Annotated in this window: 9 protein-coding genes; all 9 read left to right on the top strand. The window is 34.9% G+C overall.

All coding sequences use genetic code 11. From position 1 onward, the window contains the following. Positions 1-3 precede the first annotated feature (3 nt). The 9 genes from QZ657_RS04305 to QZ657_RS04265 all read left to right on the top strand — a co-directional run bounded on the left by QZ657_RS04305 (position 4) and on the right by QZ657_RS04265 (position 17,871). Positions 4-1,575 carry a sulfatase gene (locus QZ657_RS04305; RefSeq protein WP_291965192.1) on the top strand — a complete coding sequence of 524 codons (1,572 nt, stop codon included), beginning with the start codon at positions 4-6 and terminating at the stop codon, positions 1,573-1,575. A gap of 1 nt (position 1,576) precedes the next feature. Further along, entirely contained in the window at positions 1,577-3,856 is a 2,280-nt protein-coding gene (locus QZ657_RS04300) for a glycosyl hydrolase (protein ID WP_291965190.1), read from the top strand. 4 nt (positions 3,857-3,860) lie between these two features. Continuing rightward, positions 3,861-5,354, top strand: coding sequence for a sulfatase (locus QZ657_RS04295; protein ID WP_291965188.1), 1,494 nt, complete (start codon positions 3,861-3,863; stop codon positions 5,352-5,354). 23 nt (positions 5,355-5,377) lie between these two features. Continuing rightward, complete coding sequence (locus tag QZ657_RS04290; protein ID WP_291965185.1) at positions 5,378-6,829, top strand: sulfatase; 1,452 nt, start codon at positions 5,378-5,380, stop codon at positions 6,827-6,829. Between the two features lie 127 nt (positions 6,830-6,956). Continuing rightward, complete coding sequence (locus QZ657_RS04285) at positions 6,957-10,439, top strand: glycosyl hydrolase (RefSeq protein WP_291965182.1); 3,483 nt, start codon at positions 6,957-6,959, stop codon at positions 10,437-10,439. Between the two features lie 28 nt (positions 10,440-10,467). After that, positions 10,468-11,928, top strand: coding sequence for a sulfatase (locus QZ657_RS04280; protein ID WP_291965180.1), 1,461 nt, complete (start codon positions 10,468-10,470; stop codon positions 11,926-11,928). Positions 11,929-11,944: 16 nt separating this feature from the next. Next, on the top strand, positions 11,945-13,378 hold the full coding sequence (locus tag QZ657_RS04275) for a sulfatase (protein ID WP_291965178.1): 1,434 nt from the start codon (positions 11,945-11,947) through the stop codon (positions 13,376-13,378). A 6-nt stretch (positions 13,379-13,384) separates the two neighbouring features. After that, positions 13,385-14,827, top strand: a complete 1,443-nt coding sequence (locus tag QZ657_RS04270) for a sulfatase (protein WP_366934154.1) — start codon at positions 13,385-13,387, stop codon at positions 14,825-14,827. Positions 14,828-15,039: 212 nt separating this feature from the next. Further along, positions 15,040-17,871 carry a DUF1553 domain-containing protein gene (locus QZ657_RS04265; protein WP_291965176.1) on the top strand — a complete coding sequence of 944 codons (2,832 nt, stop codon included), beginning with the start codon at positions 15,040-15,042 and terminating at the stop codon, positions 17,869-17,871. Positions 17,872-17,877: the final 6 nt, after the last annotated feature.

The raw sequence follows: 17,877 nt of genomic DNA, 5'->3' as shown, positions 1-17,877 counted from the left end.
ATTATGAGATCATACACTAAACTAGCCATTCTTGCTCCCTTACTTTTTGTAACGGCCTGTAGTAAACCACCTCAAAAGAAAAATGTACTTTTTATACTAATAGATGATTTTGGCTATAATGATATGAGTTTTAGAAACAGTAGTTTCTATGAGACTCCGAATATTGATCAACTCGCCAAAGAAAGTACCGTGTTTAATGAAGGATACGCAAATTCTAGGGTCTGTAGTCCATCAAGAGCAAGTATCATGACAGGCAAGTTTACTGCTAGACATGGTATAACCGATTGGATAGGAGCTACAACGGGAAAAGAGTGGCGAAAAAAAGGCAGGTTCAGTAAATTATTGCCACCCAAATACATTAAGAATTTGCCTGAAGAAAATATCACCTTGGCAGAAGCACTAAAACAAAGTGGCTATAATACATTTTTTGCGGGAAAATGGCATTTGGGAGAAGAAGGTTCTTGGCCAGAAGACCATGGTTTTGATATCAATATTGCGGGTTTTGGAGCGGGCAGCCCCCCAGGCGGATATTTTTCACCGTTCAACAACCCAAAACTAAAAAATAATATAGAAGGTGAAAACCTGAGCATGAGATTGGCAGAGGAAACCGCAAAGTTTATTAAGAAAAATAAAGAGAAACCTTTTTTTGCTTTCTTATCTTTTTATGCGGTACACGGCCCAATACAAACCACACAAAACAAATGGCAGAAATACAGAGAAAAAGCCAAAGAAAACGGTATTAGAAATAGCGGCTACGCCATGGGACACTTTTTACCGATACGTCAAGTACAAGACAATCCTATTTATGGTGGATTAGTTGAAAATATGGACGATGCCGTTGGTCATATTTTAAGCTCATTAGAAGAAATGGGGTTAGATAAAAATACTTTGGTAGTTTTTACATCAGACAATGGTGGCGTTGCATCGGGAGATAATTATTCAACTTCAAACTTACCATTACGTGGAGGAAAAGGATACCAATTTGAAGGAGGTATCAAAGAACCGTATTTTATAAAAGCTCCCTGGATAAAAAACACGATTAAAGAAACAAATTTACCTGTAACCGGCGCCGACCTCTACCCTACTATTTTAGATTTAGTAGACGCCAAACTAATGCCAGAACAACATATAGATGGTTTGAGTTTGAAATCTGTTATACAAGGAGATAGTTTAAAAGAGAGACCTTTGATCTGGCATTATCCTCATTATGGTAACCAAGGCGGTGAACCCTCGTCTATTATAAGAAAAGGCAAATGGAAAATGATCCATTATTACGAAGACAAAAGAAACGAACTTTATAATCTGGAACAAGATCAAGCTGAAAGAAACGATATTTCTTTAGAAAATAAGGGGTTAACCAAATCTATGTTGAATGAGTTATTCAATTATTTAGATGACGTTGGTGCTAAATATCCAGTTAAAGACCCCAGCTATGATCAAAATCTAGAACAGAATTACCTCAACAAAATCGCTACAGAAAAACTTAGGCATTTGGAAATTGAAAGGTTAAAAATATTAGAACCTAATTTTAAACCTAACAATGATTGGTGGGGCAGCCAAATAACAAAAGATTAATATGTATTTAAAATGTATAAAATATAAAATTTCAAATCTACTTTTAATTGCATTACTGTTCACCGGTATTTCATGTAAAAAAGAGAAGGAAAAACTGCCTGAGGATTTAGTTCAAAATTTTAAGAATCCTCCAAATGAATTCAAGCCAATGCCTTTTTGGCACATAAACGGTGAATTAACTACCACCGGAATAAAACAACAAATGAAAGATGCAAAAGAGAAAGCAGGTTTCAGTGGCATTAGCGTATTACCATTAGCTCCTAAAAAAAATGGTAGACCTGGTACAACACCAAAATTTCTTTCGAAAAAATACCTAGAACGGTATCAAGATGTCTTAAATACAGCTGAAGATTTAGACATGCAGGTAATTTTATATGATGATAATGATTTTCCAAGCGGAATGGCCGGTGGAAAAATAGGCGAACTTTTTCCTCAACACACCATGAAACGTTTAGATAAGGTGGAAAAACGCATCGAGGGACCTTCAAGGTTTAAACAAAACATACCTGCTGGTAAATTAGTATCGGCTGTAGCGATGAACCAAAAAACTAGACAACTTATAGAACTCAACAGTTATATAGAAAATGAAACATTACAATGGCAAGTACCAAAAGGAACCTGGAAAATAATGTTTTTTGTCATGGTCAAGGATAGTTACCATAAGGCATTTCCTGTGGTAGATTATTTGGATACTACTGCGGTAAGGGAAATGATACGTTTAACATATGATGTTTACAAAGAAAATTTTGAATCTTACTTTGGTAATACAATTAAAATGACCTTTTTTGATGATGTAGGTTTTTTTAAACATCCAAGAACCTGGACCGGTCTATTCAATAAAAAATTCATGGATCTTAACGGTTTTGATCCAAAACCCTGGTACCCGGCATTGTGGTATGATATTGGACCCGAAACCGAAGCAATTCGTCATGCATTTTTCAATACCCGAGCAGAACTTCTTGCGGAAGGTTTTCCAAAACTTGTTGGGGAATGGACCAAAGAAAATGGACTCAAAGACACAGGGCATCCGCCAGGTAATTATGATCCTACCCCAATAGACATGAACGGAGATATTTTCAAATTTTTCCGTCATACAGAAATTCCGCTAACTGATGCCATAATCGAATATCAATTTGGTCAAAACGGTCATAAACTTATAAGTTCAGCGGCAGATTATTACGACAAACCTATCGTATCTACTGAAATTTACGGTGCCTATAAGGAACAAGCTTTCGATTCGTTAATGCTTTACCGTTCTGCAATGGATCTTTTTTCTCGCGGTGTAAATTTGGTTGTTCCCCATGGTATGTGGTATAATCCAGATCAGGTATACATTTCACCCTTGGTCTCTTCTGATAGTGAAAAATTAGCACCCACCCTACCCCGTTATTCAAACTTTGTTGGTAGGTCGTGTATGTTATTGCAAGGAGGTAAAAGAGTAGCCAATATTGCAGTGTTGTATCCGTTCGAAGAATTGGCTGGTTGGTATCATTTTGAGGCGCCAGACAATCCTCGACAAGGTTTCTACGTATCGCCAGAAACCAACTACCAAAAAATTAGTGGCCTATTGACAAATGATATTCGACAAGACTTTACATTTATTCATCCAGAATATTTCTTAGATAACAAATATAAAATAGAGCAAGGATCAGTACTATTGAACAATGCAACTAACAAACAAAAATACGACGCACTTATAATTACCGGCTGTAAAATTATTTCATTAAAAACATTACAAAAAGTAAAGAGCTATTTTGACCAAGGTGGTTTGGTAATTTCTACCGGGCAACTACCATTTAAATCTTCAGAATTGGGCCAAGATGAAAAAATTAAGAAATTAATAATTGAAATTTTCAATATAAACCCTGAAAACACCCAAGTTTCTGAAATTAAAATTAATGGTAATTCTAATGGTGGAAAAGCTATTTATATCTCAGAACCAAATGAACATACCCTATCTGGAGCTATCACAGAAAATGTGGTAACAGATGTTGCATTCAACCCAACTCCAAAACTGTCTAGCAACAAAGGCAAATTCAATTATATCCATAAAATAAAAGATGGAAAGAATATCTATTTCTTTTCTAATTCTAGCGACGAAACCATTACTACTGAGGTAACGCTACAAGGTAAACATTACCTATTTAATGCAAACCCGCATAATGGAGACATTCAAGAAATAAAAAACCTTACTCATTCAAAATTCAACAATCAAGAGTTTACAAAAGCTACACTAATGTTAAAACCAGTAAGCTCAACATTTTGGTTATCAAATCAATAGAAATATGAAAACAATAAATCAAGCCCTTATTCTAACCTTCTTTTATGCAGCTTTTGTAAGTTGTAATAATGAAGTAAAGACAAAAGCTGTTGAACAGCATAAAAAACCAAACATTGTATATATTTTAACCGATCAGTGGCGCGGGTCAGCGTTGGGCTATGCCGGTGATCCAAATATAAAAACGCCCAACCTAGATAATTTTTCAAAACAATCTGTAAACTTTACAAATGCCGTATCCGTAACCCCTGTTTGTACTCCTCATCGTGCAGCACTTTTAACAGGTAAGTTTCCTACTTCAACAGGTATGATTGTCAATGATGTTTATTTGCCATCTGAAGAACTCACAATGGCAGAAATATTTAAAGCAGAAGGCTATAATACTGCTTATTGGGGTAAGTGGCATTTAGACGGTCATGGGCGCTCAACGTTCATTCCCAAAGAAAGACGTCAAGGATTCGATTATTGGAAAGCTCTTGAATGTTCACATAATTATAATAAAATGCCTTATTATGATAATGACAATCCCCAATTAAAACATTGGGAGCAATATTCACCCTTTGCCATAGTAGAAGATGCCAACACTTACTTAAAAGAGCATGCAAAAGATGAAAAACCATTCTTAGCTATGGTATCTATTGCAACACCACATTTTCCTCATGATTCAGCGCCTCAGAAATATAAAGACCTATATCAACCAGAATCATTAAAACTTAACCCAAATGTTACTAAATCATCTATAGAAAATAGAATTCGAAAAGAATTACAAGGTTATTATGCCCATGCTACCGCCACCGATGAAGCCATTGGCCAATTACTACAGCAGATAGAAGATTTAGGCCTTTCTGATAATACGATTATAGTTTTTTCCGCAGACCACGGTGAAATGATGGGAGCCCATGGGGTAAGACCTTTTGCAAAACAAATGGCTTGGGACGAGTCTTTACGAGTACCATTTTTAATAAAATATCCTGGTATAAAAGAAAACAAAGGTGCTGTGGTAAATGCACCTATTAATACTCCTGACATATTACCTTCATTGTTAGGCCTATCTAATATAAAAATACATGATGAAATAGAAGGTGAAGATTTATCACAGTTAATACTAAACCCTAACCCAAATACAGACCGGGCCGCTTTGGTTATGAATGTTGCTCCTTTTGCAGGAAATTATAATGATACGCCATTTAGAGCTATAAGAACAAAACGTTACACTTATGCCATAAGTATTGATGGACCAAATATGTTCTATGATAATGTAGTAGACCCGTACCAACAAAATAATTTACTTGACAAACCTGAATTTAAAACTATACAGACAGAATTAGATAATACCTTAAAGGAAAAGCTAACTAAAATTGGTGATAAAATACGGCCTAGAGAATATTATTTAAATAAGTATAATTATTCTTTTGATGAGAAAAGAAAAGCAATTCCATATTGGGAATTTGATGAAGGTACCGGTGAGGTTCAATCACCTAAACCAATACAACTAGATTAATGATAAAATGTACCAAGAACTAAATGAAAAAATTTATAATACTATTCATTACTACTTTTTATTTCGTAGGTAGTAATGCACAGGAAAAACAGCCAAATGTTCTAATATTCTATATAGACGACCTAAGAGCCGAACTAGGTTGTTACGGTAGTAAAACCGCCATTACCCCGCACATTGACAAACTGGCAAATGATGGTATATTATTCAATAAAGCTTATGTACAGCAAGCTATTTGCGCGCCCTCAAGAATGAGCATGTTAACGGGTCTGCGACCAGAGACATTAGGCATATATAGCATATTTACTCCGTTGAGAAAAGTTCATAAAGAAATTGTTTCAATTCCTCAATTGTTTAATAAGAACGGTTATAAAACTGTAAGTATCGGTAAAGTATACCACCATGCCAGTGACGACAAAAATGAATGGTCAACTTATTTTGAAAAAGAACAAAACAGTTATTATAAACCAGAAAATATTGAAATATTAAGGCATTTAAAAGAAGAAGGCAAACCTTTAAAGGGACCTGCTTTTGAAAACGCAGATGTAGCTGACGACGCCTATAAAGACGGCCGTGCCGCTAAATATGCCATAGAAAAACTACACAAGCTAAAAGATGATAAATTTATAATGTTCGTAGGTTTGAGCAAACCACATTTACCATTTAATGCCCCTAAAAAATATTGGGACCTATACGATAAAAATAATTTTGAAATTCCTTCCAGAAAAAAACCAGAAGATGCGTACAGACTGGCATTAAGTCCTTGGGGAGAATTAAAAGCTTATTCAAATATTCCCGGCAAAGGAAATTTAGACGATGATTTAACACGGAACTTAATTCACGGATATCATGCTTCCGTAAGTTATGTAGATGCCCAGATCGGTAAAATAATGAAAACGTTGAACAATCTAGATCTTAGAAAAAATACCATGATTATTTTCATGAGTGATCATGGTTATAAAATTGGCGAGTACGCTTCTTGGTGCAAACAATCTAATATGGAAATAGATGTAAGAATACCAATGATCATTAGTAGAGAAACTGATCATAAAAATAGGAATACGGGTAAAATATCAAATGCCTTAATTGAAAGTGTAGATATATATTCCACATTGGTTGAAGTTTGCAATTTAAAAGGTGCCCCTAAGACAGATGGTAAAAGCATACTACCCATAATGGAAAATCCTTCTAAAAAATGGGACAAAGCAGCATATAGTGTGTATGCAAGAGGTAAAAAGATTATGGGTGTTACAACTACCGATGGTGATTGGCGCTATACGGAATGGAGGAACTCTCAGACCCATGAAATTTTGGGAGCAGAATTATACCAACATAAAAATAATCTCCTGTCGTATAAAAACCTATCCGGAAATTCAGACTTTACATCAGTAGAACAAAGAATGAAAAAGTTACTAGAGAAAGAATTTCCAAGAGATAGCAACCCATTCTTGCAGAATGATATTCCACGAAATAATTAGGAGGTGCCAAATTTATTCTTCGTCAATTAAACGGTATATCCTAAAAAAGTTAAAACATCAATTAAGCATGACATTACAGGATGATATAGATAAGTACTTCAGGTAGATTTATATCAAATATGTAAACATGAAAAGATTGATCTTAATTCTTGCAGTAATTTGCCTTAACAATTTGTTTGCGCAAGAATTTAAGTCTTTGGAACAAGGTTTCCACACCCCTCCTAATGAAGCCAAAGCAAGAACTTGGTGGCATTGGATCAGTGGTAATGTATCTAAGTCTGGTATCACAAAAGATTTGGAAGCTATGAAACGAGTAGGTATTCAAGAAGCGCAATTATTCAATGTGCAATTAGAATTTCCTTCAGGTGATTTAGAGTATTTAAGTAAAGAATGGTTAGACTTGTTTCATTTTGCAGCTGAAGAAGCAGAACGTTTAAACCTAGAATTAGCATTTCATAACAGTGCCGGTTGGTCTTCAAGTGGCGGACCTTGGGTAACACCCGAGAATGCCATGCAAACTGTAGTTTTTAGTGAAGTTAATGTGATAGGCAACCAAGTATTTAATCAAAAATTACCACAGCCTGAAACTAAACTAGACTACTATAAAGATATTGCGGTTTTAGCATTTCCAAAACCAAAAATAACCAAGAAAGTCAATGGGTTGGATTATAAAAACCTTTCGGGCCGTATTCGAAATCATTTATTGCCGGACGTAAAAGATATAATGGCAGAAGCTTTAATTAGCAAACCAGATATTATAGACTTAACTACAAAATTATCAAATGACGGAACTCTAACATGGACCGTTCCAAAAGGAGAATGGACCGTTATTCGATTTGGACATACCCCAAAAGGCAAAAAAAATCATCCTGCACCTAATGGTGGCCATGGTCTAGAAGTTGATAAAATGAGTAAAAAAGCTGTTGATGCTTATTGGAATGAAGGTGTACAACCTATAATCAATAAACTTGGTAATTTAATTGGATCAACAGTAACCAACTGCCTGATAGATAGTTATGAGGTAGGCACAACTAATTGGACAATAGGTTTTAATGAGCAGTTCAAAAGATTGAAAGGTTATAATATTACCCCATTTTTACCAACTTTAGCAGGGTATTACGTAGAAAGTGGAGAAATAACAGAACGCTTTCTCTGGGATTTTAGAAGAACTATTGGTGATTTAATGGCAGAGAACTATTATGCTCATTTCGCTAAATTATGCCACGACAATAACCTAAAATTCTCTGTAGAACCTTATTGGGGTCCTTTTGACAATATGCAAGTAGGAGCTACAGGTGATATTGTCATGTGCGAGTTTTGGAGTGGCGGGTATCCATTCTTTGACTCACCAAAATTTGTATCTTCTATTGCACATTTAAACGGTAGTGCCATTGTCGGGGCCGAATCTTTTACGGGTATTGGTGGATGGGACGATCACCCCGCGCAATTAAAATCTATTGGTGACAGAGCTTGGGCAGAGGGTATAACACGATTTATTTTCCACACCTACGTTCATCAACCTTGGGATATAGCGCCAGGATTGGCCTTAAGTTACCACGGTACAGATTTTAATCGTTTAAATACATGGTGGGAACAAGGCAAAGGTTTTATGGATTATATTGCCCGTTCTCAATATTTATTACAACAAGGTAAAAATGTAGCCGATGTTTTGGTTTTTACCGGTGAATCTTCACCTAATACTGCATTTTTATTACCTGAGATTAAAACTTTAGGTTATGATTATGACTTAATAGGGTCTAATAAATTTGATGACCTCTTGGTTAAAAACGGAAAAATATATACTTCACACTCGGGTCCTTACAGTGTTTTGGCATTAACCGATACCAATTGGATGAAACCCGAAACCTTAAAAAAAGTAAAAGAACTGGCAACCGCAGGTGCTAAGATAATTGGTGCAAAACCAAGTAAATCTCCAAGTCTTGAAAATTTTCCGGTATGTGACAAGGAAATTATCTCCATTTCCGAATATTTATGGGAAAATGGTTTAGTGAACGATCAACCTGTTATTGAATTTTTAAAAAGTAATGACCTCCCTGCCGATTTTTATATTGAAGAGGGCAATGCTGCGGACATATCTTTTGTACACAGACAAACCAAAGATGCTGATATTTATTTTATTGCCAATGCAAAAAAAGAACGTCGAGATTTTGTGGCGCGTTTTAGAGTTTCAGCAAAACAACCAGAGTTATGGAATGCAGAAACCGGAAGTATAAAAGATATGGTAGTTTTTAACGAAAATACCGATGGCACCACCAGTGTTCCCATCACATTAGGTACAGAAGAGGCAGTATTTATCGTATTTAAAAAACCTATAAACTCCAATCATCTTATCAACACCAAAATTGAGCTTGAAAGACCTAGTTCAGAACCACTTTCAAATTTAAAAATTATAAAAGCTGATTATGGTACGTTTTTACAGGAAGGTCTTTTAGATATTACAGACCTGGTTAAAAAAGAAGTGAAAGACAATCAACTTGATTTTTATGCCTCTAGACAATTTTGCGATTGTGACCCGGCAATGGGTTACGTAAAAGAATTTCGTATGGAATACCAAATAGATGGAAAAACACAATTTAAAACTGTCTTAGAAAAAGAACATGTATCTATAGATGCAGGCGATAAAGAACTAACAATAGTGAGAGCTGTTTTTGGTAAATTTAAACCTGAAACTAAAAATGTACCCAAGTATTATCCATATCATGACATTACGGAAACCATTAAAAAAAAGGTAAGATCAGGAGTTTTTGAAATACCTGTAACAGATGCATTGTTAAACAATGAAAAAATTGCAGGCAGTCATAAAACATTGAAAATTGTATTTTCTACAGATGGTGAAAAACAGACTATTTTAGTTCCTGAAGGTCAAATTTTAAAATTGTCAAAAGACAATACAAATCCAGAATTAATTTTTACCGATAAGGACATTCAATGGGTTACGCCTTATAACGGTAAAATTACATACACAACTAATACAGGGCAGACACAACGTACAAAGGTAAAATCAGTGCCAAAACCGTTAAAACTATCAGGTGAGTGGAACGTTTCATTTCCGCTAAATTCAGGAATTCCAGAAAACACAAAGTTCCCCGAATTAATATCTTGGTCTGCTGTTGAAGACGAAAGAATTCAACACTTTTCTGGTACAGCTACATACACGAAAGAATTTGAGTTAACCAGTGATTATCTTAAACCCGATAAGCAATTAGAATTGGATTTAGGCAGCGTTGCGGTAATTGCCGAAGTGACGGTTAACGGTAGTAAGGCGGGTATTTTATGGAAAGCTCCCTTTAGAATAAAAATTGATGATTTTATAAAAAAAGGCAAAAACATATTAGAAATAAAAATCACGAACCTTTGGCCCAATAACCTAATTGGTGACGAAAAACTACCATTGGACATAGAACGCAAGGGAGCCCAGACAATAGCTATACCTAATTGGTTGAAAAATATTAGGGAACGCACGTCTGGCAGAACTACATTTCCGTCATGGAACCATTACAACAAAGATTCTAATTTACTCACTTCTGGTCTATTGGGTCCTGTTCAAATTAATGTGTTATCAGTAAACAAATTATTAAATACTGATTAAAAAATTTGTAAATAATAAGCGTCATAAAATGAAAAAATCAAAAGTCATAACAATTCTTTTGGCATTCGTAATTATCACCTCATGTAGGGAGTATAAAATAAATAAAGTAACATTAGATAACCCAGCTCAGCCCAATATCATTTTCTATTTGGCGGATGACCAAGATGTATATGATTATGGTTGCTATGGTAATGAAAAAGTACATACAACTGCCGTAGACCGTTTAGCCCAAGAAGGTTTATTGTTCACAAATGCGTTTACCGGTCAAGCAATTTGTGCACCAAGTAGATCTCAACTCTTTACAGGAAAATATCCATTAAAGAATGGTTGTTTTGCCAATCATACTGCTACGAGACCAACCATTGAAAGTGTTACCGACCACATGAAAAAATTGGGGTATGAAGTAGTATTGGCCGGAAAAAGTCATGTAAAACCCTCTAATGTTTATCAATGGGATAGAGAATGGGAACCAGTACCTAAGGAAAACGTACCAAGAGATTACATTCCGTTAGATAGCATAGAAAATTATTTAAAAAATAAGACTAAACCATTTTGTATGTTCATAACCTCAAAATATCCGCACGGAAAATATTTTGAAGTTGATAACCCTAAAGCAGAGGATATTAAATTCTATCCATTTAATGAGGATAAAAAGACAGACCCAGAATATGTAAAGTCTAAAGCAGGTTATTATAGAAGTATAAAAGAAGATAATACGCAACTAGAACGTGTTCTAAATTTAGTTGACACGTATTTAAGTAACAATACACTTTTTATTTATAGTGCAGATCATGGTGTTTCTGGCAAATTCACTGTTAAGGATATTGGTCTTAAAGTACCCTTAGTAATGCGTTGGCCAAAGGTAATAAAGGCCGGCACAGTCTCTGACCAACTTGTTCATTACACAGATGTACTCCCCACCTTTTTGGATATTGCAGGCGTTAAAGCTATGCCAGATATGGATGGCAAAAGTTTTCTGCCAATCCTTAAGGGTAATGATGTTGAAATAAACGAATATGTATACGGTGTTAGAACCAACCAAAATATACTGAATTCAGAAATTTTCCCTTCAAGAATGATTCGTAACAAGAAGTACAAATACATTAGAAACTTTAATTCTCTAGAAGTAGTAGAGAATAATCTCACGGGAAAAACATATGTAGATTACTTTATTAAAAGGGGGGCAAATAAATTTAAAAATGAACCATTTGAAGAGTTATATGATATTGAGAACGACCCATTTGAACAGCACAACTTGGCAAATGTTGAAGAATTAAAATCAGTAAAAGACACCCTTTCAAAAAAAATGTTCAGTTGGATGAATTCTCAAGGCGATATTCTTAATAAAATCGCCGGTAATATGCCCATTATAACTCCTAGAGGAAATAAAGGATTTAAGTTGGATCAAGATACGCCAACACGACAAATTGCCGATTCACTAAAAAACACATTGCAAAAAGAAGACTATACCATAATTGAACATTGGTAAACATAAAAGAATTCACATGAATAGATTTTTATATATCATATTATTTTTGGCAACCTTAATATTTTCATGTAAAAATGAAAATAATAAACCTATTGTAACCCAAGATAAAAAACCGAAAAACATATTGTTCATTGCAGTTGATGATCTGCGCCCTGAATTAAATTTCTATGGTGCCAAACACATAATTTCACCAAACTTGAACAAATTGGCCAGTGAAAGTTTAGTCTTTAACCGCGCATATTGTAATATACCGGTATGCGGTGCATCAAGAGCAAGTATACTTACTGGTATGAGACCTACAAGAAATCGTTTCATTGATTATAGCACTAGAGCAGATGTGGACGTACCCTTTGCTACTTCATTACCTAAGTTTCTTAAACAAAATGGTTATGCAACACGATCAAACGGTAAAATTTATCATCAAATAGATGATGATAGTTTAGCTTGGGATGCCATTTGGTTTCCTGACGGTAATATTCGTAATTATCAACTTAAAAAAAATATTGAAGAAAACGGTAATGCCAATCTAGCTGTTGCAGGAGCTACCGCATTTGAAATGGCAGAAGTTAATGACACCGCTTATTTTGATGGCAAAATTGCCCAAAAAGGTATTGTCGACCTAAAATTGCTGAAAAACGAGAAAAAACCTTTTTTCTTGGCTCTAGGTTTTATGAAGCCACACCTACCGTTTACTGCACCAAAAAAATATTGGGACCTTTATGATAGAAACGAAATAGAATTACCTCAAAATTATATACAACCAGAAACTACACCTAGTGAAGCCTTTCATAATTTTGGAGAATTGCGCAACTATGGTAACATTCCTAAAAGTGGGGAAATCCCTGATGATTTAGCAAAAGAACTCATACATGGTTATTATGCTTGCGTAAGTTATGTTGATGCGCAAATTGGTTTGGTATTAGACGAGTTAAAACGCTTAGATTTAGAAGATGATACAATAGTTGTTCTTTGGGGAGATCATGGCTGGAATTTAGGAGATCATAAATTATGGTGTAAACATGTCACATTTGAAACGGCTTTAAGAACACCCTTACTACTAAAAGTTCCAGGGAAAACCAGTGGACAAACAACAGATGCCATAACAGAATATATAGATATTTACCCAAGTATTGCAGAACTTATTGATATTGAAAATGTTCCAAAAACCGTACAAGGCAAAAGTTTTGTCCCTCTTTTAAATGGTAAAAAATCTAGTAAAGATTGGGCAGTAAGTAAATTCAAAGATGCCGTTACATATATCAAAGGCGATCTATTTTATACTGAATGGATCAAAGATGATGGTACTGCCTACGCAAGAATGTTATTTGACCATTCAACAGATTCTTTAGAACTTGATAATTTGGCGGAGAAACCTGAATATCATCAAAAAGTTAATTTACTTTCTAAAGAATTAAGACAAAATTGGGGCAAAGATTTTTTAAACAAATAAAATTTCATGATGATCTGTATTAAATATCCGAAAAAAATAAAAACAGTATTCTTTACCATTTTTATTTCACTAATTGCCTCATGCCAAGATAAAAACAAGTCGGTTAAAAATGGGCAACCCAACATAATTTACATTTATGTTGATCAAATGAGTACAAACATGATGAGTTGCGCCGGCAACACATATTTAAATACGCCAGCTATAGATTATATAGCCAATAACGGTATTAGGTTTACAAAAGCATATACGACCAACCCGGTTTGCTCTCCGGCAAGGGTAAGCTTAATGACAGGTAGATTTCCAAGTTATTTTAAAGATAATCAGGGAAATGAAGTTAGGGAGAACAGAGCTTCTATGAAAATACCTGAGGTATCGTCAGAAGTAAAAAATACGACCATTGCATCTTTTCTTAAAAAGGCGAATTATGAATTGTATTTTGGAGGCAAGGAGCATTTACCCGAATCTTTAACACCTAATACACTAGGTTTTAACAAATTCTCTGACAATGAAAGGGGCGAAATGGTAAATAAAGCGGTAGAGATTATTAATGAGGAGCATAAAAAACCTTATTTTATGGTGGTATCATTAATAAACCCACATGATATATGCTACATGGCCTTAAGAGAAAAGGCAACAAGTGCAAATGATGCCTTATTACTTAAACGCGCAGAAGTTGAAATAGCTACCTTGAATAATGCCATGAAAATACCAGAGGGCATCAGTGAAACTGAATTTTACACAGATTACTGCCCGCCTTTACCCCCCAACTTTGAACCTCAAAAGGATGAGCCAAGGGCCATCAAAAAATTAATTAATGACAGACCCTTCAGAAAAAATGCCAGAGAGAATTTTACAGAAAATGATTGGAAACACCATAGGTATGCATATCATAGGCTAACAGAAGTATTAGATAAAGAAGTTCAATTATTATTAAATGCCATAAAAGCAAGCGGACAAGAAGAAAATACCTTAATAATATTTTCAAGCGACCATGGCGAAATGAGTGCAAGTCACCGTATGGAGCATAAATCTACCCTTTATGAAGAATCAGCTAATATTCCCTTATTGGCAATGTGGAAAAACCATATTCCAAAAGGTCAAATTAATGATCAAAATCTGATTTCAAACGGTTTAGATATATTACCTACCGTTTGCGATTATGCAAATATTACTGGTATTTCAGACGTAAGAGGTAAAAGCCTAAGGCCACTGTTAGAAGGTAAGAATGTTAAATGGCGAGAAACCTTGGGTGTTGAAAGTGAAATAGGCAAAATGGTTATTGATACTGATGGGTTAAAATACATTCGCTATGATGCAGATGGCATTGAAGAGCAATTATTAAATTTAGAACTAGACCCATTTGAGACTACTCACTTTACCAATGACCCCAACTTTAAACAAGACTTGGTTAGAATGCGTGCAATTTATGAGAAGGAGTGGTTTGATTAATTAGTATAAATTCTACATGTAATATATCTTTCATAATACTACTTACCAAAAGAAAAAAATGAATATGAAATTTGAGGCAATTTCAATAAAACACCCAATAAAATAACTATTTAACATTAATTACAACAAACCAATACAGATACTACAGGATACTGCCATAAAAAAATATTGATAAGTTTAGTTTTCAACAAACCAAGACAAAGACTTATCATATGGAAACCTCAAATTGGATACTTCAACTTTTAGGCAGGCTGCACCCTTTGCTGGTACACTTTCCTATAGGATTATTAGTTGTTTCTTTTGTTTTAGAACTACTTACCCTTAAAGGCAAAAGAAATTCTCTTAGAGAAGGTATTAAGTTCATGGTATATATTGGTGCTTTTTTTGCTATACTCTCTGCCATAGTAGGATGGTTATTAAAAACACAAGAAGATTATGCCGGTAATTTAGTAGATAACCATCAATATACTGGTATAGCTACCGCTGTACTCGCTCTAGCAACGGCATTAATTTTAAATTACAGTTTACGTAAATCAAAAAAACTAACCCTTTATAGATTCATCTTTACCATAACAATTGTTTTACTTAGCGTAGCAGGTCATTTGGGCGCAAACCTTACACATGGAGAAGATTATTTAACAGCTGTATTACCAAGTAATAATACAAAATATGACAACGAAAATACAGTTGCATTATTACAGGACTTAAAATCTGCCGATTCACTTTCTATCTTACAAAAAGATAAATTAAATCTTGAGGTAAGGGGTATTTTTGCCCATAAGTGTTACCAGTGTCATGGAGAGAACAAAAAGAAAGGTGAATTAGTTCTTGAAAATAAAGCCGGTGTCTTTAAAGGTGGTGAAACTGGTTTGGCAGTTGTGCCCGGTAATGCAAAAGAAAGTGAAATCTATAAACGAATTATTCTTCCGGCCGGTCATAAAGATGTTATGCCAACCAAAGGCAAACTACTTACTGCAGATGAAATAGAACTTGTTAGACTTTGGATCGATGAAGGTGCACATTGGTCTGATCAAGCCCTTAAAGTATTTCCTGAAGCTGAATTGTCTTTGACAAAACCCAATTTACCAAACCAACAAGATATTACACACCCCATAGACAAACTAATAGATGTTTATTTTGATAATAACAATATTGAATGGGAAGAGATTATAGACGATAGAACTTTTATTAGAAGAGTATATATGGATGCTATTGGTCTACTACCCGAACCTAAAGTAGTTGACTCTTTTGTAACGAACAACAATAGTAACAAAAGAGAAGAACTAATAGATTCTTTACTTAACGATAATCAAAATTACACACAGCATTGGCTAAGTTTTTGGAACGATCTTTTACGCAATGATTATTATAGTGTTGGTGGAAAACAACCCATTACGGAGTGGTTGTATAAATCATTGATGGCCAATAACTCTTATAACCAGATCGTCACAGAATTGGTGAACCCCATAAAAGGATCAGAAGGCTTTATTAACGGCGTAAAATGGAGAGGTGTAGTCAATGCAAGTCAAAGAACAGAAATGCAGGCAGCTCAAAATATTGGACAATCTCTGATGGGGGTAAATGTTAAATGCGCCTCTTGCCATAATAGCTTTGTAAGTAATTTGACCCTAGACCAGGCTTACGGTTTTGCAACAATTTTTTCTGACTCTATACTAGAGCTCAACCGCTGTGACAAACCTATTGGTAAAATGGCAAAAGCTAATTTCCTATATCCTGAATTAGGAAGTGTTGAAGGTAAGACAGTAAAAGATAGATTACTGAAGCTAGCAGAGGTAATGGTACAAAGAGACAATGGAAGGCTCTACCGTACTCTAACCAATAGATTTTGGCATCGATTAATGGGGCGTGGTATCGTAGAACCTTTGGACGAAATGGATAATGCACCATGGGATGCCAATGTGCTTGATTGGCTATCAGCGGACTTTATTGATTCAGGTGCAGATTTAAAACACTTAATAAAGCGTATAATGACATCTAAGGTATACCAATTACCAATTGTCAATTATAAGAAAGAAGAAGATTTAAAGACAGAATATGTGTTTAAAGGTCCAGTAACACGCAGGCTTAGTGCAGAACAATTTTCAGATGCCGTAAGTCAAATTATTGCACCAATGTACCCACAAGCGGCATTTAATCCCAACGGTGATGATATAAAGGCAATAAGAATTTGGCATTTGGAAGAGGAGTTGGAAAGGGTGGTTCTACCTGAACCTGGAAAAAGGTACTTCAGAAAATCGTTTAACGTAACCCAACAGACTTTGAAAAAAGGAACGATACTAATTTCGGTCGATAATTCTTATGAACTGTATATTAATGGAGAAAAAATATTTCAAAATAAAAATTGGAAAGCAGTAGATAAAATAGACATAACCCAATTCTTGATAACAGGTAAAAATACGATAGCCATTATAGGGGAAAACGGTGGTGTCATAGCAAACCCTGCCGGTATATTGTTCGCTTTAAAATTAGATTATGAGTCTGGCAAAAGTGTACTCATAAAATCTGACGAAACCTGGTTAAGTTCACGTGAGCTACCAAAAGGAAATTGGGTTGCCATAGATTACGATGATAGCTCATGGATGAACGTTAGGAATTATAGTACCGGCAATTTTAAAAACTGGGGACAATTACTTGATTTTACGTTTAAACCCCATAATGAGAAATTTACCCGTGCAAGTTTAGTAAAACAGCATCCTTTTATGAAAGCTTTAGGTAGGCCAAGTAGAGAAATAGTAACTACATCAAGAGAAGACCAAGCTACGTTATTGCAAGCTTTAGAGCTTACAAATGGAGAATTCTTCAATACAATTTTAGAAGAAGGAGCACAATCATGGCTAGAAAACCATGGCAACGATAGTGCAATAATCATTGACAACGTTTATAAAAGAGCATTTAATAGGCCACCAACTAATGAAGAAAAATCACTTATGCTAAGTGCGTTAACGAATACGCCTAAAACAGAACAATTACAAGATACCTTTTGGGCTGTTTTAATGTCACCAGAATTTCAATTTATCAATTAAAATCAT

Source organism: Maribacter sp. (assembly GCA_020629415.1).
In the GTDB taxonomy this organism is placed as follows: Bacteria; Bacteroidota; Bacteroidia; order Flavobacteriales; family Flavobacteriaceae; genus Maribacter; species Maribacter huludaoensis.
This window is presented reverse-complemented; position numbering and strand designations above follow the sequence as displayed.